The sequence below is a fragment of the Nocardioides flavescens genome, from assembly GCF_009823805.1.
Lineage (GTDB): Bacteria > Actinomycetota > Actinomycetes > Propionibacteriales > Nocardioidaceae > Nocardioides > Nocardioides flavescens.
In genome coordinates this window covers 1-18791 of record NZ_WUEK01000012.1, presented here as the reverse complement: position 1 = coordinate 18791, position 18791 = coordinate 1, and the positions used below count along the sequence as shown (strand labels likewise).

The following is an 18791-nucleotide window of genomic DNA, read 5'->3' as shown; positions in this document are numbered from 1 at the left end:
CTTACGACGATCCGCCGACCCGGTGCTCCAGCAGCGGCCACTCGGCGGTGGGGTACGCCGTGAGCTGGGGCTCGGCGTCGCGGGCGACGACGAGCTTCCACCAGGTGGTGCCGGCGCGGACGGCGAAGGTCGCGGACCTCTCACCGTCGACCTCGACGGTGCCCGCGAGGGAGGGCTCGGACGAGTGGGCCCGTGCGAGCGCCGCCGCGGGGGAGTCGAGGGCCGCGGTCGCGGCCTGCACCAGGTCGGCGGGTGCCTCGGGGACGGCGACGACCTCGAGCGACTGCACGGCGGGCTGGGTCGCGGTCGGAGCGACCTTGACGGTCACGTCGAGGCGGCCGCGCTCGGCGGGCACCGACCAGTGGGCGGTGCCGAGACCCTGGGTGTGCGGCGCGGTCGCGGGCCCGGTCGGCTCGCCCACCCGGCCGAGGGCCTCGCCGAGCTTGCGCCGGCGCACGGCGAGCGGCACGTCCTGGGCGACGTTGGAGGTGTAGAGGTCACCGGCGTACGGGTCGTCGGCGGTGATGGTGCCGGTGACCGCGGCGACGAGCTCGGGCGTCACGACCTCGGAGACGCCCACGGTGCGTTCGGCGGCCACGAGCAGGCGCAGGGCGTCGCGGGCCGCGACCGCGGGGCCGGCGTACGTGCCGTTGGCGAGGGCGATGACGCCGAGGCCGGTCTCGGGGTGCCAGCGCATGTGCGAGCCGTAGCCCGGGTAGCCGCCGGAGTGGTGCACGACGTGGCCGTGGTCGCTGTGGTGCTCGACGAACAACCCGAAGCCGTAGCCCGCCGCCGTCGTCCGGGCCTCGTCCAGCGACGCCGAGACCGACACGAACCGCTGCTGCTGCTGCATCTCGCGGCGGCTCGCGGCGCCGAGCGGGTGCGGCGCCTCGGGGTGGCGGAACGCGTCGGTGAACCCACCGACCCACCGGGCCAGGTCGCGCACGCTGGAGTGCAGCCCACCCATCGCCGAGAACGTCCCCGGCACGACCGGCGGCTCCGCGACCCAGCCGTCGCCGTGGTCGTGGTGACCGGTGACGAGTGCGTCGCCGACCGTGCGGGCGTCGTACGCCGTCGCGCTCATGCCGAGCGGGCCGGTGACCTCGTCGAGCACGAAGGCCCGGAACGCGCCGTCCTCGCCGAGCACCGAGTCCAGCACGCGGCCGAGCAGCGCGTAGCCGAGGTTGCTGTACTCGAACCCCACGCCGGGCGGGCCGCCCACGGTGATCCCGCCGGCGAGCAGCGCGGCGAGCGCGGCGGGCGTCTGCGGCTCGAGCCGGTCGCCCCACGGGTCGTCGGTCAGCAGCCCGCCGCTCATGGTCAGCAGGTGCCGGATCGTGACGGCGTCCGGCGCGTCGGCGACGTACGCCGACACGAGGTCGTCGAGCAGCAAGGCGCCGCGGTCGCGCAGCACTAGCACCGCAGCGGCCGTGAACGACTTCGACATCGACGCGATGCGCTGCACGCTCGTGTCGGTGGGCGGCGTGTCCTCGCCCGGGACGGTGGTGCCGAGCCCGCGCCAGTGCAGCACCTCGCCGTCGTGGACGACGGCGTGGACCAGCCCGGGCGAGCGGCCCCGCTCGAAGTCTCGGGCGAACAGTGCGTCGACGGCAGCGAGGGCGGGGAGCTCGACGGTCACGGAAACCGAGTGTGCCGCGAGCCCCGCGGTCGCTACCGTCGGGGGCGTGAACTTCTGCGCGAAGCCGTGGTCGCGCCGCTGACGGCGGCCGACCCCGACTGAAACCTCTCGTCCGCCGTCCCGGCCCACCGCCGGGCGGCCCCGCGTGCTGCCCGGCTCCTCGACGAGCTGAGAGACCACGCCATGCTCCGCAACCCCGCACCACACGTCCGCGCCCGCGACATCTCCGTCACCCTGGGCGAACGCACCGTCCTGTCCGGCATCGACGCCACCGTCTCCGCCGGCTCCCGCCTCGCCGTCGTCGGCGAGAACGGCCGCGGCAAGACCACCCTCCTCCACGTCCTGACCGGGCGACTGACGCCCGACGAGGGCTCGGTGACCCGCACCGGGTCGCTCGCGCTGGTCGAGCAGACCCTCGAGGTCGACGACGCACGCACCGTCGGCGACCTGCTGGACGAGGCGCTCCGCCCCTCCCGCGATGCGCTGCGAGCGCTGGACGCCGCGACCCAGGCGATCGCCGCGGGCCGGCCGGGTGCCGACGACGCCTACGCCGCCGCGCTCGAGGCGGCGACCGTCCTCGACGCCTGGGACGCCGAACGGCGCATCGACGTCGCCCTCGACGGCCTCCGCGCCTGCACCGACCGGGACCGACGGCTCACCACCCTCTCGGTCGGGCAGCGCTACCGCGTGCGTCTCGCCGTCGTCCTCGGCTCCGCGGTCGACCTGCTCCTGCTGGACGAGCCGACGAACCACCTCGACGCCGAGGCGCTCGGGTTCCTGACCCGGCGAATGCAGGACCACCCCGGCGGCTGGGCGCTCGTCTCCCACGACCGCGCGCTCCTCCGGGCCACCGCGACGAGGTTCCTCGACCTCGACCCGACCCGCGACGGCCGTCCGCGCGAGCACGCGGGCGGCTACGACGGGTGGGTCGCCGGTCGCCGGGCGGAACGCCTGCGGTGGGAGCAGGAGCACGCGGCCCAGCAGACGGAGCGGGCGCGGCTGCAGCAGGCGGCCGACGAGGCCCGCGGGCGCCTGCAGTCGGGGTGGCGGCCCGACAAGGGCACGGGCAAGCACCAGCGCGCGACGCGTGCGGCGAGCACGGTGCAGGCGTTCAACCGGCGCGCCGACGAGCTCGAGCAGCACCGGGTCGACCTACCCCCGCCGCCACCGCGGCTGCGCTGGCCCGACCTGCGCGCGCTCCCTGGCCGTCCGCTGCTCAGCGGCTCGGGCCTGCGGGTGGCCGGTCGCCTGACCGGTCCTGTCGACGTCGCGGTGAGCGGTGGCGACCGGCTCCTCGTCACCGGCCCGAACGGCGCCGGCAAGTCGACGCTGCTGTCCGTGCTGGCCGGTGAGCTGGGCCCCACCGAGGGGCGGGTCACACGGCACGGGGACGCCCGCGTCGTCCTGATGTCGCAGGAGGTGCGTGGGCCGGTCAGCCGCCTCTCCCCGGGCCAGCAACGGCGGCTGGACCTCGAGAGGTGCCTCGCCCGCCGGCCGGACCTGCTCCTGCTCGACGAGCCGACGAACCACCTCTCGGCGGCGCTCGTCGACGAGCTCACGGCGGCGCTGCTCGCGACGCCGTGCGCCGTCGTGGTGGCCACCCACGACCGTCAGCTGTTCTCCGACCTGTCCGGGTGGCCGCGGCTCGAGGTGGGTCACGACAGCCCGGCGAGCCGGTAGGCGACGAGGCTGCCGGCGACGGCGACGTTGAGGCTGGCGCCCCAGCCGACCATCGGGATCTCGACGCACTCGTCCACCTCAGCGAGCACGTCGTCGGGCACACCGTGGTGCTCGTGGCCGAGCAGCAGCACGGTGGGTGAGCGTGCGGGCTCGAGCCGCGGCAGCGGGGTGGCGCCGTCCACCAGTTCGACAGCGACGATGCGACGGCCCGCCTTGTGCTGCTCGGCCAGCCACCCCTCCTTGGTCGGCGCCACCCAGTGGATGCACGGGCGTCTCCCGCGCAGGGTGTCGCCGACCTCGAGGGCAGCGCGGTAGTGCGGCGTACGCGGGACCGCCAGGCAGGCACCGACCGCGTCGCAGGTGCGCAGCAGGGTGCCGAGGTTGGCGTCGTAGGCGACCCAGAGGGGAGCGACCACGAGATGGTCCCAGCAGCCGTGACGACCACGGCGACGCTGCGCACGCAGCTCGCGCGGCTTGGTGCGGGGCGCGCTCAACAGCGGGTGGACGGGCCTCCGGGGACGGTCGGGCAGAGGTGCTTCATCGCGAGGCGCCTTTCAGCGGCGGCGCCGGTCCATCGACGGTCGTGCGTGGTCACCGCCCAGGCTACGCCGCTCGCAGCCCGACGGCCTCGACGAGCGCGACGAGGTGGTGCTCGAAGACGTCGCCGGGGTCGGTGAACGTGCTGGCGCCGTACTGCCCGAACACCTCGAAGCTCACGCACCCGAAGAGCGCCGCCCACGCGAACATCCCCCTGGTGATGAGCACGTCGGGCACGCTCAGGCCCATGTCACGGCGGATCCGGGCGGTGTCGCGCGCGAGGCGCCGGGGAGTGACCGGGTCATCGGTGAGCCGGACCGCACCGGCCGTCCAGGCGTCCTCCCACACCTCGACCAGGCGCCCGACCACCCGCGTGCCCGGGCCGGTCGTGCGCTCGGCCGGGGCCTCGTAGCCGGGCACCGGGCTGCCGAAGAGCAGCGCGTACGTCGCGGGCTCGGCCAGCGCCCAGGTGCGGACCGCGCGGCCGATGGCTTCCATGCGGCGCACGTAGTCGCCCCGGTCCACCCGCGCGAGGGCTGTGTCGACGGCGTCGCCGAGCTCGTCGTAGCCGTCGACGACGAGCAGGGTGAGCAGCTCGTCGCGGCTGGCGACGTAGCGGTAGACCGCGGACGACACGAGTCCGAGGTCGCGGGCGACCGCTCGGAGGGAGAGCGCCGCGGCGCCGTCGGTCGCGAGGTGCTGCCGCCCGATCCGCACGATGTCGCGCATCGTCTGCTCCCGCGCACGGCTGCGAGGGGTCGAGGGGGCTTCGGTCATGGCTCGATGATCGCACACGGCCGAGAGCGTCGGTAGCGGAAGAGAGCAGTGCTCTTGCTTTTCCCGAGCGTCGGGTGCATGCTTCCCATGTTCCGAGAGCAGTGCTCTCACTTTCCCATCAGGAGGCACCGATGTCCGCTCACAGCCCCGTCCACGTCGTCACCGGAGCCGGCCCCGTCGGCTCGACCGTCGCGCTGCAGCTCGCCGAGGCCGGTGAGCACGTCCGGCTCCTCACCCGCTCGGGCAGCGGCCCCGAGCACCCGTTGATCGACCGTCGGCGCGTCGACGTCTCGCAGGCCGGAGCTCTGACCGAGGCGTTCGCCGGTGCGGTCGCGGTGCACCACTGCATCCACGGGTCGGCGTACGACGCCCGCGTGTGGCGCGCCGAGCTCCCGCAGGCCGAGCGCGCCGTGCTGGAGGCGGCCGGACGGGTCGGTGCGGTCGTGGTGTTCCCGGAGAGCCTCTACGCCTACGGCCCCGTCGACGGGCCGATGACCGAGGACACCCCGCGCGCCGCGACCAGCGGCAAGCTCGGCGTGCGCACCGAGCTCCTCGCCCAGCGCGACGCCTCGGCCACGCCGACGGTCAGCGTCGCCGCGTCCGACTTCTACGGGCCCGCCGTCCGCGGCGCGCACGCCGGCGAGCGGATGGTCCCGACCGTCCTCGCCGGTCGCACGATGCGGGTGCTGGGCAGCCTCGACCAGCCGCACTCCTTCACCTACGTGCCCGATCTGGCCGCAGCGATGATCCGCGCCGCGGGGCGCGAGGACCTGTGGAACTCCTTCCTGCACGCCCCGACCGCCGCGCCCGTGACCCAGCGACGCCTGGTCGAGCTGGTCGCGCAGGCCGGCGGCGTGCCCGTGCCGCGCACCGCGTCGATCCCCGCCTGGGTGTTCCGGGCCTCGGGTGCGGTGTCGCGGCCGATGCGCGAGATGGCCGAGACGGCGTACATGTTCGACGCGCCGTTCGTCCTCGACTCGAGCGCCAGCGAGGCCCGCCTCGGCCTCTCGCCCACCCCGATGGTCGACGGCGTCGCCGCGACCGTGGCGTGGTGGCGGGCGCAGGAGTCCGCAGCTGCCTGAGTCAGGACCCGGCGGCCAGTACGGCCGCACTGAGCACGAACAGGTCCCACGGGTCGCCGGTGCTGCGCCCGGTGATCTCGTGGACGCGGCGCAGGCGGTACCTCACCGTCTGCGGGTGCACCTCGAGGTGCGCCGCGGCCGCGACGGCGGAGCCGGTGCGTACGACGGCCCTCAGCCCCTCGTGGAGATGGGCGTTGTCCGGTGTGAGCGTGTCGCCCAGCACGGCCGCCGCCATCTCGCTCGGATCGGGTGCCGGGCCCGGGCCGGAGCCGGGGGTGAGCAGGGCGAGGAGCAGCGCGTCGCCGTTCGACAGCCACGGGCGGGCGGCGAAGGCGTGACCGGGCGCGTAGGTGAGCGCGTGGTCGGCGAGCCGGTACGCGGTGCGGACCTCGGCGGGGCGGGGTGCTGGGACGCACGCGGCACGGGCGCCGTCCGCCACCCCGGAGAGCTCGCCCAGGAGCGCCGCCGCCTGAGCGGCGTCGCACACGACGAAGGCGCGCCCGTTGCGGACGAGGCGCAGCACGTCGTCCTGGGCGGCCAGTCCCGCGGCGCTCAGCACCGCGTCGACGAGCTGCCGGGCGCCGACGTCGGGCGGCGGAGCGAGGACGACGACGCTCGGGCGTGCGGGCAGGCTCAGGTCGAGGCGGCGGGCGCGGTCGGCGAGCGCGGTCAGGGTGACGCGGCGCCCGTCGAGCAGGTCGGCGAGCAGCTCGGCGAGGGCGCGGTCACGGTCCTCGTCGAGGCGACGCGCCGCCTCGGAGTGGCCGAGGGACAGTGCCTCGGAGATCTCGTCGATCGCGGCCATCCACAGCCGGGCCAGGGCCATGGCGTCGGCCACCGTGAGCCCTGCGGTGCGGTCTGCCGCGATCTCGTCGGTGATCCGCTCGCCGGCCAGGCGGTAGGCCCTCAGCACCCCAGCGAGCGGCCGGTCGTCCAGGGCCCGCGCTGTGCCGATGCCCCGGAACCGCTGCAGATCAGCCTCGGTCAGCGGGCTGTCGGACGTCCAGAGCTCGAGGATCCGGCGTACGCCCCACCCGGCGATGGCGGTGACCTCGGCGAGCTGCGCGGGGGTGAGGGTGCGGTAGGCCGGGATCTGCTCTTCGATGCCGGCGACGATGTCGTCGACCAGCACGTCGAGGCGGGAGAACACGGCCCCTGCGGCCCGGTCGCGAGCGGTCACGGCGCTCACCCTGCCAGGTTGCTCACCTGACAACGTACTGGGCTGTCATTGGGTGACAAAGACCGTTGTGGGCTGGCCGCGCCTCGCGCAGGCTCGCCGTCATGGACGCATCAGAGGTGGACGTGCTCGTCGTGGGAGCCGGGCTCGCTGGCCTGGTCGCTGCCGCCGAGGCGGCCGACCGCGGCCGCGGCGTCGTGCTGGTCGACCAGGAGGGCGAGCAGAACCTCGGCGGTCAGGCGTTCTGGAGCCTGGGTGGACTCTTCTTCGTCGACTCGCCCGAGCAGCGCCGGATGGGCATCCGCGACTCGCGCGAGCTCGCCGAGCAGGACTGGATGGGAAGCGCGCAGTTCGACCGTGAGGAGGACGCCTGGCCGAGGCGCTGGGCGGAGGCCTACCTCGACTTCGCGGCCGGCGAGAAGCGGTCGTGGCTGCGCGGCATGGGGCTGCGGCTGTTCCCCGTCGTCGGGTGGGCCGAGCGCGGCGACGGTCGCGCGGACGGTCACGGCAACTCCGTGCCGCGCTTCCACCTCACATGGGGCACGGGTCCGGGCGTCGTCGAGCCGTTCGAGCGCCGGGTCCGCGCCCACGTGGCCGGGGGTCGGATCCGGTTCGCGTTCCGCCACCGCGTGGACGGTCTCCTCGTCGAGGGCGGCACCGTCGTCGGCGTGCGCGGCGCCGTGCTCGAGCCGACCGACGCCGCCCGCGGCGCGGCCTCGAGCCGGGTGGTGGTCGGGGGGTTCGAGCTGCGGGCGCAGGCGACGATCGTGACCTCGGGCGGCATCGGTGGCGACCAGGACCTCGTGCGGAAGGTCTGGCCGGCGCGGCTCGGCACGCCGCCGGAGACGATGGTGTCCGGCGTACCGGCCCATGTCGACGGCCGGGGGCTCGCGATCAGCCAGGACGCGGGCGCCCGCCTCATCAACCCCGACCGGCTGTGGGCCTACGTCGAGGGGCTGCGCAACTGGGACCCGATCTGGGCCGACCACGGCATCCGCATCCTCCCCGGCCCGTCCTCGCTGTGGCTCGACGCGACCGGTGCGCGCCTGCCTGCGCCGTACTTCCCGGGCTTCGACACCCTCGGCACGCTCCGCCACCTGCGCGGCACCGGCTACGACTACTCGTGGTTCGTGCTGACCCAGAAGGTCATCGAGAAGGAGTTCGCGCTGTCGGGCTCCGAGCAGAACCCCGACCTCACCGACAAGGACCTCAAGCTCCTGCTCTCCCGCGTCCGCCCCGGCGCCCCCGGGCCGATCGAGGCGTTCAAGCAGCACGGCTCCGACTTCGTGGTGGCCGACACTCTCACCGAGCTCGTCGCCGGGATGAACCGGGTCGGCGACGGAGACCTGATCGACGAGTCCCGCCTGCGCTCCCTGCTCGAGACCCGTGACCGGGAGCTGCGCAACCCGTTCACCAAGGACGCCCAGATCACGGCGATGCGCGGCGCCCGGAGGTACCGCGGCGACCGGCTCATCCGGGTCGCCACGCCCCACGAGTTCCTCGACCCGGCCAACGGCCCGCTCATCGCCGTCCGGCTCAACATCCTGACCCGCAAGACCCTCGGCGGCCTCGAGACCGACCTGTCCGGTCGCTGCCTGTCCGCTGACGGCTCGGTTGTCCCCGGTCTGTACGCCGCCGGCGAGGTCAGCGGCTTCGGCGGCGGCGGGATGATGGGCTACAACGCGCTCGAGGGCACCTTCCTCGGCGGGTGCCTGTTCTCAGGCCGGGTCGCCGGCCGTGCCGCAGCAGACCAGGTCACCTGACTGGCGGGATCAGTCCTGCGGCACCCTGAACCCGCGGGTGAAGTCCGATGGGTCTCCGTAGCTGCCGTCGCCCGCCCCGACGAACGTGGTGACCCTGACCGCGCCCGGCAGCAGGCACTGGCCCACCACGCTGACCTCGATCACGTCCTGCCGCGGCGACCACGTCGTGTCGGTCGTGCACTGATCGGTCGGCGCGGTGCCGTCGATCACGGTCTTGACGCGGCCGGACGGGCGGCGCACCGCGGTGACCATGTACGACTCGGAGCGGTCGCTCGACTGCACGGAGAACCCGAAGATCTGAGTGCCGTCCCCGTCGAGAGCCCGGAACCGGGTCGAGACGGTCAGCCTTCCGGTCGTGTTCGTGGCGCGAACCGTGGTGATGTCGAAACGTGCAGGCGCGTCGCGGCGAGCGTCGACCAGCGTCTTCTGCGCTGCGGTCGCCGGAGACGGAGCGAGGAGCAGCAGGACGCCGAGGCCTGCGAGCGAGGCTGCGAGACGACGGGCCATGGTCTGATCGTCCTGGAGACGGGCGCTCAGTGCGCCATGTCGACGAAGCGCGAGTAGTGGCCCTGGAAGGCCACGGTGATGTCGCGGGTGGGGCCGTTGCGGTGCTTGGCGACGATGAGGTCGGCCTCGCCGGCGCGGGGTGACTCCTTCTCGTACATGTCCTCGCGGTGGAGCAGGATCACCATGTCGGCGTCCTGCTCGAGCGAGCCGGACTCGCGCAGGTCGGAGACCATCGGGCGCTTGTCGGCGCGCTGCTCGGGGCCACGGTTGAGCTGCGACAGCGCGATGATCGGGATCTCGAGCTCCTTGGCCAGCAGCTTGATCTGGCGGCTGAACTCCGAGACCTCGAGCTGGCGGGACTCGACCTTCTTGCCCGACGACATCAGCTGCATGTAGTCGATGACCATGAGGCGCAGGTCGTGGCGCTGCTTGAGGCGGCGCGCCTTGGCCCGGATCTCCATCATCGTCATGTTGGGGCTGTCGTCGATGAACATCGGCGCGCTGTGGATCTGGCCGGACTTGCGGGCCAGCTTGTTCCAGTCGTCCTCCTGCATGTTGCCGTTGCGCATGTGGTTGAGGACGATGCCGGCCTCGGCCGACAGCAGGCGCATGGTGATCTCCGAGCGCGTCATCTCCAGGCTGAAGAACGCGGTGGCCATGTTGGACTTGATCGAGGCGGCGCGGCACAGGTCGAGGGCGAAGGTCGACTTCCCGGCGCCGGGTCGGGCGGCGACGATGATCATCTGCCCCGAGTGCAGGCCGTTGGTGAGGTCGTCGAGCTCGACGAAGCCGGTCGGGACGCCGTAGAGACCGGCCTCGCGGTTGTCGATGGCCTCGATCTCGGACACGACGCCGTCGAGGATGTCGGCCAGCGGCGCGTAGTCCTCGGTGCTGCGGCGGTCGGTGATCTGGTAGACCTCGGCCTGGGCGTTGTCGACGATGTTGTCGATGTGACCCTCGCCGGCGTAGCCCGACTGCACGATGCGGGTGCCGGCCTCGACCAGGCGCCGCAGGATCGACTTCTCGCGGACGATCTCGGCGTAGTAGGACGCGTTGGCCGCGATCGGCACCGCCTGCGCCAGCGTGTGGAGGTACGCCGCGCCGCCGACGCGCTGCAGCTCGCCGCGCCGCTGCAGCTCGGCCGCCACGGTGACCATGTCGACCGGCTCGCCGCGGCCGTAGAGGTCGATGATCGCGTCGTGGATGGTCTCGTGGCTGGGGCGGTAGAAGTCGGTGCCCCGCAGCTCCTCGGTGACGTCGGCGATCGCGTCCTTGGAGATCATCATGGCGCCCAGCACCGACTGCTCGGCGGCCATGTCCTGGGGCGGGGTGCGGTCGCCCTGCCAGGAGTCGCCACCGGCGCCGCCGCCCCCGCCGCCGCGCTCGGACGACGACGGCTGCTGGGGGGCCCAGGTGTCGGGCTCGGTCAGGCTCACGGAACCTCCGGGACGGGTGCTGCAGGGGGTGGGGGTGGCGGCGTGCGACGACCTTCGCGGGGTCGGTCCCGAACCTAGGACGAGCCACCGACAGGCGGCCCGGGCCGGGGAACGACCGCGGGGCTCGCGGACGGCGTCTGGTGAACCTAGGGGGCCGGAGGGGGGTCCGGACAGCGGCCTGTCCACAGGTCCTGGGGACAACCACGGCCCGCCGGTGGACGACACGCGATCGGCTGTGCACAGTCTGGGGAGAAGTCTGTGGAGAGAAGATCCCCGACGCGGTGTCACACCGCTCTGACCTGCGCAGATGTCTTTCTCACGGTGTGTACACAAATCAGTGGGCCGATTTCTTGGTTCACCTCGACGTCACCTCGCGGTGGAGGTCGCGACACGCCGGGGGAGCGGTTGCCCTACGCCATCCCGCCATATCCACAAGTTTCTGCACCGGTGTGAATGGACTAGTGCGGTACGTGTCAAGTCATGGGCGTGACCCTTACCAGGGTCAGGCGGACGATCGCCCGTCCGTGGCCCTCGTGCACAGACGGGTCAGGACGGTCGGTCGCTCGGGCCTGACCCCTTCGGGTGGTGCCGCGATGGTCTGTTCGAGTCATGGTCGTCGACCGATCGGCCCCCTACCGTCGAGGACGTGCCGGGGGGCTGGGGTTCAACGCGCTCTGCGCTGCCCTCACGACGGCCGCGCAGGGCGCTTCGCGCTGCCCCGACGCACCGCGCTGACCGGCCGGGCGGGACCATCGGGCGCCGATCGGTCGGCACCCTCGTCGGCGTCAGCGGAGCGGCCGGGGTGGCGCTCCTGCTCGGTCCGCTGGCGAGCGGAGGTCCGACGCCGGTCGCCGAGTCGGCCGTGGGCTCGGTGTCCGGTTCGCCGGACACGTCGGGGCGCGATCGCACCTGCTGGGACGGCGCCCGGGTGGCCTCCGTCCGCGAATGCACGACCCCGGCGGGCGCCGTCGGCCTCGCCACGGTCTTCGCGGAGCTCTCCGAGGACGTCGGCTGTCGCGCGACCCGCGCGGTCGTGGTCGGCAAGGTCGAGGTCCTCACCTGCCGGGCCGAGGACCACGTCGTCCGCTACACCCGCTGGCAGGCCGGCTTCGACCGGTTCGCCTGGTTCGACGCCGAGCACGCGACCTCCGGGTCGCGGTGGCTCGTCGACGGTGAGTTCGCCGGCCGCACCTGGACGGCCGCCGTGCCCGTGTCGGCCGGGGGTGGGCAGCTGCGCTACCGGTGGAGCGCGACCTACCGCGCCTGGCCGCTGTCGGTCGAGGTCGAGTCGGCGAGCGCCCGGGGCCGGGCCGCCGGGGTGGCCGAGGTCGAGGCGCGAGCGCCCCGGCTGGTGGGGCTGAGCTGAGTCGCGACCGGGAGTGGTTTCGAGACAGGACTTCGTCCTTCCTCAACCACCGGGGGAGACAGGACTTCGTCCTTCCTCAACCACCGGGGGAGACAGGACTTCGTCCTTCCCTGACCACCGGGGGAGCATGTCCGCGTGGGGAGTCACCGAGCGTCGCGGGATCAGGGCCACGGGCACGGTCACGGCCACGGGCACGGCGGGGGTGAGGTGGAGCTCCACCTCGACCCGGTGCCGCGGGCGGTGCTGCTGGTCGCGTTGGCCGCGGTGGCGATCGCGACGCTCGCGGGGCTGGCCTGGCTCTGGCCGGACGGGAAGGCGGCCGACGACCTGCACGGCTCGGTGCAGTTCGCCGCGGAGGGCGCGACGTTCCCCGAGGCCGTCGTCGACCGGGTGCGGCCCGCCTGCCCGCCGGTCGACCCCAGCGACCCGGGGGGCTCGGGCGGCTCGGCCGACCGCAGCGGCTGCGGCACGGTGACGGCGACCGTCGCCGAGGGCGCCGGCGACGGCGACCAGGTGACGGTCGACGTGCCGCCGGAGGTCGCGACCTCGGGGCTGGCGAAGGGCGACCGCATCCAGCTGCTGCGCACGCCGACCGTCGAGGGCCAGGACCCGACGTACGGCTACTTCGGCATCAGCCGCGCCACCCCGCTGTGGCTGGTCGCGGGGCTCTTCGCCCTCGTCGTGCTCGTGGTCGCGCGCTGGCGCGGGCTGATGGCGATCGTCGGGCTCGGCTTCGCGGCTCTCGTGGTCGGGTTCTTCGCGATCCCGGCGCTCATCACCGGGGAGCAGCCGGTCGCGGTGGCGCTGGTGACCGGCGCGCTGATCATGTTCGTGGTGCTCTACACGACGCACGGGTTCTCGATGCGCACGAGCGCCGCCCTCGGCGGCACCCTCGTCGGCATGCTGCTCATCGCCGGCATCTCCTGGTGGGCGATCGGTGCGGCCCACCTGACCGGGGTGGTCGACCAGAGCGGGCAGGCGCTCACGACGTTCGCCCCCGGCCTGCAGATGCAGGACCTGCTCGTCGCCGCCGTCGTCATCGCCGGGCTCGGCATCCTCAACGACGTCACCATCACCCAGGCCTCGGCGGTCTGGGAGCTGCGCGCGGCGTCGCCGGCCATGTCACGCGCGCGGCTGTTCACCAGCGGCATGCGGATCGGGCGCGACCACATCGCCTCGACGATCTACACCATCGTCTTCGCCTACGCCGGCACCGCGCTCACGCTGCTGCTCGCGGTCTCGCTCTACGACCGCTCGTGGTGGGAGCTGCTCACGACCGAGGAGATCTCCGAGGAGATCGTGCGGGCGCTCACCGGGTCGATCGGTCTCGTGCTCGCGGTGCCCGCGACCACCGCGGTCGCCGTCCTCACCGTCCCCGGCCCACGTGGCAGTCTCGACCCATGAGCGAGACCGAGACCGCCAGCGAGATCGCCGAGTGGCGCGCCGCGCACGAGCGGGTGTGCGCCCTGGTGGAGTCGGTCGACCCCGCCCGGCTCGAGCAGCGCGTGCCGGCCTGCCCCGACTGGACCGCGCGCGACCTGCTCTCCCACGTGGTCGGCCTCGGGGCCGACGTGCTCGACGGTGACGAGCCCGACGACCACAACGACGAGTGGACCCAGGCCCAGGTCGACGCCCGCCGCGACCGCACCGCCGCCGAACTGGTCGCGGAGTGGCGGGGGCTCGCCGACGGCCTGGAGGGGTGGATGCGCGAGCACGGCACCCGTCCGCTCAACGACGTCGTCATCCACGAGCAGGACCTCCGCTCGGCTCTCGGGGCGCCGGGCGCGCGCGACACCGAGGGACTCGCGATCGTGCGCGAGCGACGGGCGGTGAAGTTCCGCGACGCCGCCCCCGACGACTCGATCCTGCTCGTCGGCGACACCTGGTCCAGCGGGCCCGCCGACGCGACCACCCGCGTGCGCGCCTCCGACTTCGACCTGGCCCGCGCCCTGGTCTCCCGGCGTACGGCGGACCAGCTGCGCGCCTGGACGGAGACCGGCGACGTGACGCCGTACCTCGACGCCTTCGCCGGGCTCGGGCCCCTCCCCGAGCGGCCGCTCCCCGAGTGAGCCCCGAGTGAGCACCCTCTACGTCGGCCTCGACCTCGCGTGGGGCGAGCGCAACCCCACCGGCGTCGCCGTGCTCGACGAGCGCGGCCGGATCCTGCACCTGTCCACGGTCCGCACCGACGACGAGATCGTCGCCGCGCTGTCGCCGTACGCCGACGGACCGGTGGTCGCCGGCATCGACGCACCGCTCGTCGTCACCAACGAGACGGGTTCGCGCCCGGCGGAGCGGGCCCTGAGTCGCGACTACCGCCGCTTCGAGGCGGGGACGCACCCGTCCAACACCGGCAAGCCGGAGTTCCGCGACGGCACCCGCGGAGCCCGCGTCGCCGCGCTGCTCGGGCTCGAGCTCCACGCGACGGCCCTGGAGGTCTACCCCCACGCCGCGACCGTGGCGCTCTTCGAGCTGCCCAAGACGCTGAAGTACAAGGCCAAGCCCGGCCGCGACCTCGCCTCGCTGCGCTCCGAGCTGCTGCGGCTCATCGAGCTGACGGAGACGGTCGTCGAACCCGACGACACCTGGCGCGCGCTGCGCGCGTCGGTCGAGGCGGCGACCCGCAAGAGCGAGCTGCGGGTGGCCGAGGACCAGGTCGACGCCGTCGTCTGCGCCTACGTCGCGCTGCTCGCACACACCCGGCCCGACGCGGTCACGACGTACGGCGACCTGGAGACCGGCCAGATCGTCACCCCCGTCCTGCGCACCCAGCGCCCGCCGGAGGACCCGCTGCGCGCCGCCGTCCGCGCGTACGCCGAGCGCCACCCTGCGCTCGTCGCAGCCGCCGCCCGCGCCGAGCGGCAGCTCGGGACGATCCTCGACGAGGCCGGCATCAACTACCTCGCGATCAGCGCCCGCGCCAAGGCGGTCGCGTCGTTCGCCGACAAGGCGACGCGCACCGACGAGACCGGGGCGTTGCTCTACCCCGACCCGCTGCGCGACATCGGCGACCAGGTCGGCGTCCGCGTCATCACCTACGTCCGCAGCGACGTCGAGGCGGTCGCCGGGCTGCTCGCCGCGCAGTCGCGCGTGCTCGACGACCGCGACCTCGGCGAGGTCACGGCCAGCGAGGGCCGGTTCGGCTACGCCAGCCGCCACCTGCAGGTCGCGCTGCCGGTCGAGGACGCCGGGGGCGCTGGGGGCGCCGAGGACGAGCAGGTCGTGCAGGTGCAGCTGCGCACGGTGCTGCAGCACGCGTGGGCGGAGTTCGAGCACGACATCCGCTACAAGGGGTCGGTGCCGGCCGAGCACGCCAGCGAGTTCGACCGCCGCTTCACGCTCGCGGCGGGGCTGCTCGAGCTCGCCGACCGGGAGTTCTCCGCGGTGCGCGACCGGCTGCGCGGCGCACCCGTTCCCGAGCGCGCCGACGACGACCCGCGCATCGCGCCGCGCGAGCTCGCGGCCTTCCTCGCCGGGCAGTACGACGACGCGGGCTGGTCGCGCACCGACCACTACCTCTGGGTCTCCGGGCTGCTCCTCGAGCTCGGCATCACGACGCTGCAGGAACTGTCCGAGACCCTGCGCGACGCCGACGAGGATGCCATCGCCGAGCGGATGGACTACCGCTACCCGCCCGGCGCCGTACGCCGCCTCGACGACGCGCTGCTCTTCGTCTTCGGCGAGCGCTACCTCGCGCTGCACGGCAACGCCCACCGGCGCGACCTGCTCGAGACGAGGTGGGAGCGGCTCAGGACCGCTGCCCCCTAGCCAGGCGGCCGCAGCCGCGCCACCCACGTCTGCATCGGCAGGTCGAACTCGCCCTCTGCCGTCTCCGGCTGCGATGCGAGGAAGGCCCGCACCCGGGCGAGGGTCTCGGCGCGCTCCTCGGGGCTCACCACCATCGTGTGCGACTGGGTGCCGAACATCGCCGTCAGCGAGTCCGCGGTGCGCCGGTGCACGTGGTCGAAGCGGCGCTCCTCGAGCTCCCAGCCCTCCCAACCGGTGAGGTCGAACGGCGCGTCCGGGTCCGGTGGTGTGGTCGACACCGACGTCAGCGCCAGCCGCCCGACCTCGGCCACCCACGGCACGTCGGTCCGGTCGAGGGCGTAGACGAGACCCAGGACGCCTCCCGGGCGCAGGACCCGGCGCACCTCCGCCCGCGCCCGGTCGGTGTCGAACCAGTGCCAGGCCGTGCCCACCGCGACCACGTCGACGGAGTCGTCGGCCAGCGGCACCGCCTCGGCCCGGCCCACCAGCCGCCGCGCCGACGGCACCCGCCGGCCGAGCTCGGCCAGCATCGCCGGGTCGAGGGCGCCGCACAGCTTGCCGGTGCCGGCAGCGAGGTCGAGCACGTCGTGGACGTCTCTGCCGGCTCCCTCGAGCAGCCAGTCCAGAGCGGCAGGGGCGTAGCCGGGCCGGTGCTCGGCGTACTCCCGGGCCGCGGCCCCGAAGGCCGAGCTGCGGCGCGCCCAGAGATCGTCGTCGACCACCGATCCACCGTAGGCGCCATGACCCGTTGTGGTCATGCGCCAGGCGACGCGGCGGAGGTAGACGTGTCCGGTGCACCGCTTCGCCGTCGCCGCGACCACCGCCGTCCTCACGCTGACCGCCTCGGCCATGGCCGCCGGAGCGCTGCCGCTCCCCGCCGCAGCCGACGCACCGTCGACAGGTGTGCCGACCTACTACTCCGCGCCGAGCGGGTACGCCGTCGTCAACTACGGCGTCACGGTCGACGGGTCGGGCGACGTGTGGTTCTCGGCGAGCGGACCGGCTCGCGGCAGCCAGCCCACGCCGTCGCTGATCCGGCTCCACCCGGCCTCGGCGGTCGCCGGCACTGCGGCGGGGACGACCACCGTCGCCACGCCCGACCCCTCGCCGGTGGGCTGCTGCGCCAACCAGATGCGCTCCGTGGCGTTCAGCGCCCACGACGGGCGGCTCTACTACGTGCGCAGCGACGGCGCCTACGGCAGCCTCGTGCCGAGCGCACCCGCGCCGGCCACGACGATCTCGACCGGCACCGCCGCGGGTGGTGTCGACCTGTGGGACGTCGCCACCGCGCCCGGCGGAGGCGCCTGGATCACCGAGAAGACGACCAGCAACGTCGCCCCCTACCCCGGCGCGCGGATCGCGCAGATCACCGACGGTGGGCTCACGGAGGGACCCAACGTCGCGGTCCAGGGCGGAGCCACGACGCTCACCTCGTCGCGCTACGACGCCAAGCCGTCGGGCATCACGGTGGCCGCCGACGGGACGCCGTGGTTCGTCGAGGAGGACCCCGGCACCCCCGGCTACCGCATCGCCTCCTACACCGGCGGGGCGACGTACAACGAGTACGCCGTGACCCCGTGCGAGGCCCAGAACCCGTGCTCGGGCTCCTACTCCGGTCGCGGCCTGACCGACGTCGCCGCCGGTGGCGACGGGGGGCTGTGGTTCACCAACCGCCTGAACAAGAAGATCGGCCGGCTCGACCCCGGTTCCGGGACCATGACGCAGTACACCCTCGCCTCGATCAGTCCCTCCCTCGTCGGCGGCAGCCCGTCGCAGATCGCGGCGGCCCCCGACGGGTCGCTCTGGGTGAGCGTGAGCGGGCCGCCCAACGCGCTCGTGCACGTCGTGCCGGGCTCGGGGTCGGCGTCCGCGACCGCCACGGTGACGTCGCTGGGTTCGGTGCAGCCGCTCGGACTGACCGTCACCGCGACCGACGTCTGGTTCGGCACCGTCGGGAGCGACCTCGGGCGGCTCCCGCTCGCTCCCAGCCAGACGACGCCGACGACGCCGACTGCTCCCACCCAGAGCACGGGCACCACGACCGGCACCACGACGCCCACCACGCCGGCACCCGTCGCGCTCACCCCGGTCTCCGTCGGCCAGGCCCAGCTGAGCAAGCCGCGCGCCGACGACGGCGAGGTCACCGCCAACCAGATCTGCCTCGGACCGCCGACGGCCCGCTGCACGGTGATCTACCGCGTGAGCGAGCACGAGTACGTCCCGGGCTTCCGGTCGGGCGTCGCGAAGCCCAGGCCCCGCACTCTCGCCAAGAAGTCGGTGGTGCTGACCGGCGGCCAGAGCGCGAAGGTGAAGATCCGCCTCAACGGTCTCGGCCGCCGCATCCTGGCCGCACGCGGCCGACTGAAGGTCGATGTCCTCGTCTCGGAGCGTCAGCCCGACGGCAGCCTCCGCAAGCTCTCCACCAGCACGCTCACCGTGAGGGCGCCCGAGCGCTCCTGACTGGTTACCGGAGGATCGTGACCCCCTCCGAGCTGCTCTCCGACGCCTTCGACCGCATCCAGCAGACGGCGAGCGCCGCCGTCGACGGGCTGAGCGAGGAGCAGCTCACCGAGCGACCCGGGCCCGAGGCCAACACGATCGCGTGGCTGGTCTGGCACCTCACGCGGGTGCAGGACGACCACGTCGCCGACGTCGCCGGCACCGAGCAGGTGTGGACCTCGGGCGGGTACGCCGAGCGCTGGGGGCTGCCCTTCGACGACACCGAGACCGGCTTCGACATGGACCCCGACCAGGTCGGCCGCGTCCGCGCGAGCGCCTCCGCCCTCACCGACTACCTCACCGCTGTCACCGAGGCCACCAAGCGCTACCTCGAGACGCTCGGCCCCGACGACCTCGACCGCGTCGTCGACGAGAACTGGGACCCGCCGGTCACCCTCGGCGCCCGGCTCGTGAGCGTCATCGGCGACGACCTGCAGCACGCCGGCCAGGCGGCGTACGCGCGGGGGCTGCTCGGCGCCTGAGACCGCCAATGGTTTCGAGACTGTGAGTCTCTGGTCATCGCCCCGGTGGGGGTGATCGGATCGGGGCTGGTGGCCGCC

16 protein-coding genes are annotated in these 18791 nt (G+C 73.8%); 9 read left to right on the top strand and 7 right to left on the bottom strand.

The features are described 5' to 3' along the window. Window position 1: 1 nt before the first annotated feature. Complete coding sequence (locus tag GRQ65_RS17405) at window positions 2-1639, bottom strand: serine hydrolase (protein WP_160879274.1); 1638 nt, start codon at window positions 1637-1639, stop codon at window positions 2-4. A 183-nt stretch (window positions 1640-1822) separates the two neighbouring features. On the opposite strand from GRQ65_RS17405, the gene GRQ65_RS17400 reads away from it, so the two are divergent. After that, a complete protein-coding gene (locus GRQ65_RS17400) occupies window positions 1823-3319 on the top strand; it encodes an ATP-binding cassette domain-containing protein (protein ID WP_160879273.1) in 1497 nt (498 codons plus the stop codon). Here GRQ65_RS17400 and GRQ65_RS17395 read toward each other — a convergent pair. Further along, the gene (locus tag GRQ65_RS17395) at window positions 3295-3735 is read right to left on the bottom strand and encodes a TrmH family RNA methyltransferase (RefSeq protein ID WP_337191827.1); all 441 of its coding nucleotides are present in this window, start codon (window positions 3733-3735) and stop codon (window positions 3295-3297) included. The genes GRQ65_RS17400 and GRQ65_RS17395 overlap by 25 nt on opposite strands. 187 nt (window positions 3736-3922) lie before the next feature. Further along, on the bottom strand, window positions 3923-4633 hold the full coding sequence (locus tag GRQ65_RS17390; protein ID WP_160879271.1) for a TetR/AcrR family transcriptional regulator: 711 nt from the start codon (window positions 4631-4633) through the stop codon (window positions 3923-3925). A 131-nt stretch (window positions 4634-4764) separates the two neighbouring features. On the opposite strand from GRQ65_RS17390, the gene GRQ65_RS17385 reads away from it, so the two are divergent. Continuing rightward, a complete protein-coding gene (locus GRQ65_RS17385; RefSeq protein WP_160879270.1) occupies window positions 4765-5715 on the top strand; it encodes an NAD-dependent epimerase/dehydratase family protein in 951 nt (316 codons plus the stop codon). Between the two features lies 1 nt (window position 5716). On the opposite strand, the gene GRQ65_RS24125 is transcribed toward GRQ65_RS17385, so the two are convergent. Beyond that, window positions 5717-6895 carry an RsbRD N-terminal domain-containing protein gene (locus tag GRQ65_RS24125; RefSeq protein WP_160879269.1) on the bottom strand — a complete coding sequence of 393 codons (1179 nt, stop codon included), beginning with the start codon at window positions 6893-6895 and terminating at the stop codon, window positions 5717-5719. Window positions 6896-6996: 101 nt separating this feature from the next. On the opposite strand from GRQ65_RS24125, the gene GRQ65_RS17375 reads away from it, so the two are divergent. After that, window positions 6997-8655, top strand: a complete 1659-nt coding sequence (locus GRQ65_RS17375; protein WP_160879268.1) for an FAD-binding dehydrogenase — start codon at window positions 6997-6999, stop codon at window positions 8653-8655. A gap of 9 nt (window positions 8656-8664) precedes the next feature. Here GRQ65_RS17375 and GRQ65_RS17370 read toward each other — a convergent pair whose 3' ends face one another. Next, window positions 8665-9162: a hypothetical protein gene (locus GRQ65_RS17370; protein WP_160879267.1), complete on the bottom strand. Its 498-nt coding sequence runs from the start codon at window positions 9160-9162 to the stop codon at window positions 8665-8667. Between the two features lie 26 nt (window positions 9163-9188). Further along, window positions 9189-10598 carry a replicative DNA helicase gene (gene dnaB, locus GRQ65_RS17365; protein WP_337191826.1) on the bottom strand — a complete coding sequence of 470 codons (1410 nt, stop codon included), beginning with the start codon at window positions 10596-10598 and terminating at the stop codon, window positions 9189-9191. An 802-nt stretch (window positions 10599-11400) separates the two neighbouring features. On the opposite strand from dnaB, the gene GRQ65_RS17360 reads away from it, so the two are divergent. The 4 genes from GRQ65_RS17360 to GRQ65_RS24120 all read left to right on the top strand — a co-directional run bounded on the left by GRQ65_RS17360 (window position 11401) and on the right by GRQ65_RS24120 (window position 15732). After that, window positions 11401-11964 (top strand): hypothetical protein, encoded by a 564-nt coding sequence (locus GRQ65_RS17360; protein ID WP_160879266.1) that lies wholly within the window; start codon window positions 11401-11403, stop codon window positions 11962-11964. 207 nt (window positions 11965-12171) lie between these two features. Beyond that, a complete protein-coding gene (locus tag GRQ65_RS17355; protein WP_337191825.1) occupies window positions 12172-13368 on the top strand; it encodes a YibE/F family protein in 1197 nt (398 codons plus the stop codon). After that, a complete protein-coding gene (locus GRQ65_RS17350) occupies window positions 13365-14033 on the top strand; it encodes a maleylpyruvate isomerase family mycothiol-dependent enzyme (RefSeq protein ID WP_160879265.1) in 669 nt (222 codons plus the stop codon). Before GRQ65_RS17355 ends, GRQ65_RS17350 begins: the two co-directional genes overlap by 4 nt. Window positions 14034-14040: 7 nt before the next feature. Further along, a complete protein-coding gene (locus GRQ65_RS24120; protein WP_160879264.1) occupies window positions 14041-15732 on the top strand; it encodes a DUF429 domain-containing protein in 1692 nt (563 codons plus the stop codon). Here the strand turns inward: GRQ65_RS24120 and GRQ65_RS17340 are convergent. Further along, on the bottom strand, window positions 15729-16454 hold the full coding sequence (locus GRQ65_RS17340) for a class I SAM-dependent methyltransferase (RefSeq protein WP_337191824.1): 726 nt from the start codon (window positions 16452-16454) through the stop codon (window positions 15729-15731). The two genes, GRQ65_RS24120 and GRQ65_RS17340, sit on opposite strands and share 4 nt — an antisense overlap. Before the next feature lie 70 nt (window positions 16455-16524). Here GRQ65_RS17340 and GRQ65_RS17335 point away from each other — a divergent pair, with 70 nt between their 5' ends. Together GRQ65_RS17335 and GRQ65_RS22940 are read left to right on the top strand one after the other, a co-directional pair. After that, window positions 16525-18192: a Vgb family protein gene (locus GRQ65_RS17335; RefSeq protein ID WP_160879263.1), complete on the top strand. Its 1668-nt coding sequence runs from the start codon at window positions 16525-16527 to the stop codon at window positions 18190-18192. A gap of 17 nt (window positions 18193-18209) precedes the next feature. Further along, window positions 18210-18713, top strand: a complete 504-nt coding sequence (locus GRQ65_RS22940) for a mycothiol transferase (protein ID WP_160879262.1) — start codon at window positions 18210-18212, stop codon at window positions 18711-18713. The last annotated feature ends 78 nt before the right edge of the window (window positions 18714-18791 follow it).

What these genes read in the sequence shown, in the direction of transcription:
- GRQ65_RS17375 (WP_160879268.1), top strand. Translation starts at nt 6,997, where the DNA reads ATGGACGCATCAGAGGTGGACGTGCTCGTCGTGGGAGCCGGGCTCGCT.
- GRQ65_RS17370 (WP_160879267.1), bottom strand. Translation starts at nt 9,162, where the DNA reads ATGGCCCGTCGTCTCGCAGCCTCGCTCGCAGGCCTCGGCGTCCTGCTG.
- GRQ65_RS17390 (WP_160879271.1), bottom strand. Translation starts at nt 4,633, where the DNA reads ATGACCGAAGCCCCCTCGACCCCTCGCAGCCGTGCGCGGGAGCAGACG.
- GRQ65_RS17350 (WP_160879265.1), top strand. Translation starts at nt 13,365, where the DNA reads ATGAGCGAGACCGAGACCGCCAGCGAGATCGCCGAGTGGCGCGCCGCG.
- GRQ65_RS17400 (WP_160879273.1), top strand. Translation starts at nt 1,823, where the DNA reads ATGCTCCGCAACCCCGCACCACACGTCCGCGCCCGCGACATCTCCGTC.
- GRQ65_RS17385 (WP_160879270.1), top strand. Translation starts at nt 4,765, where the DNA reads ATGTCCGCTCACAGCCCCGTCCACGTCGTCACCGGAGCCGGCCCCGTC.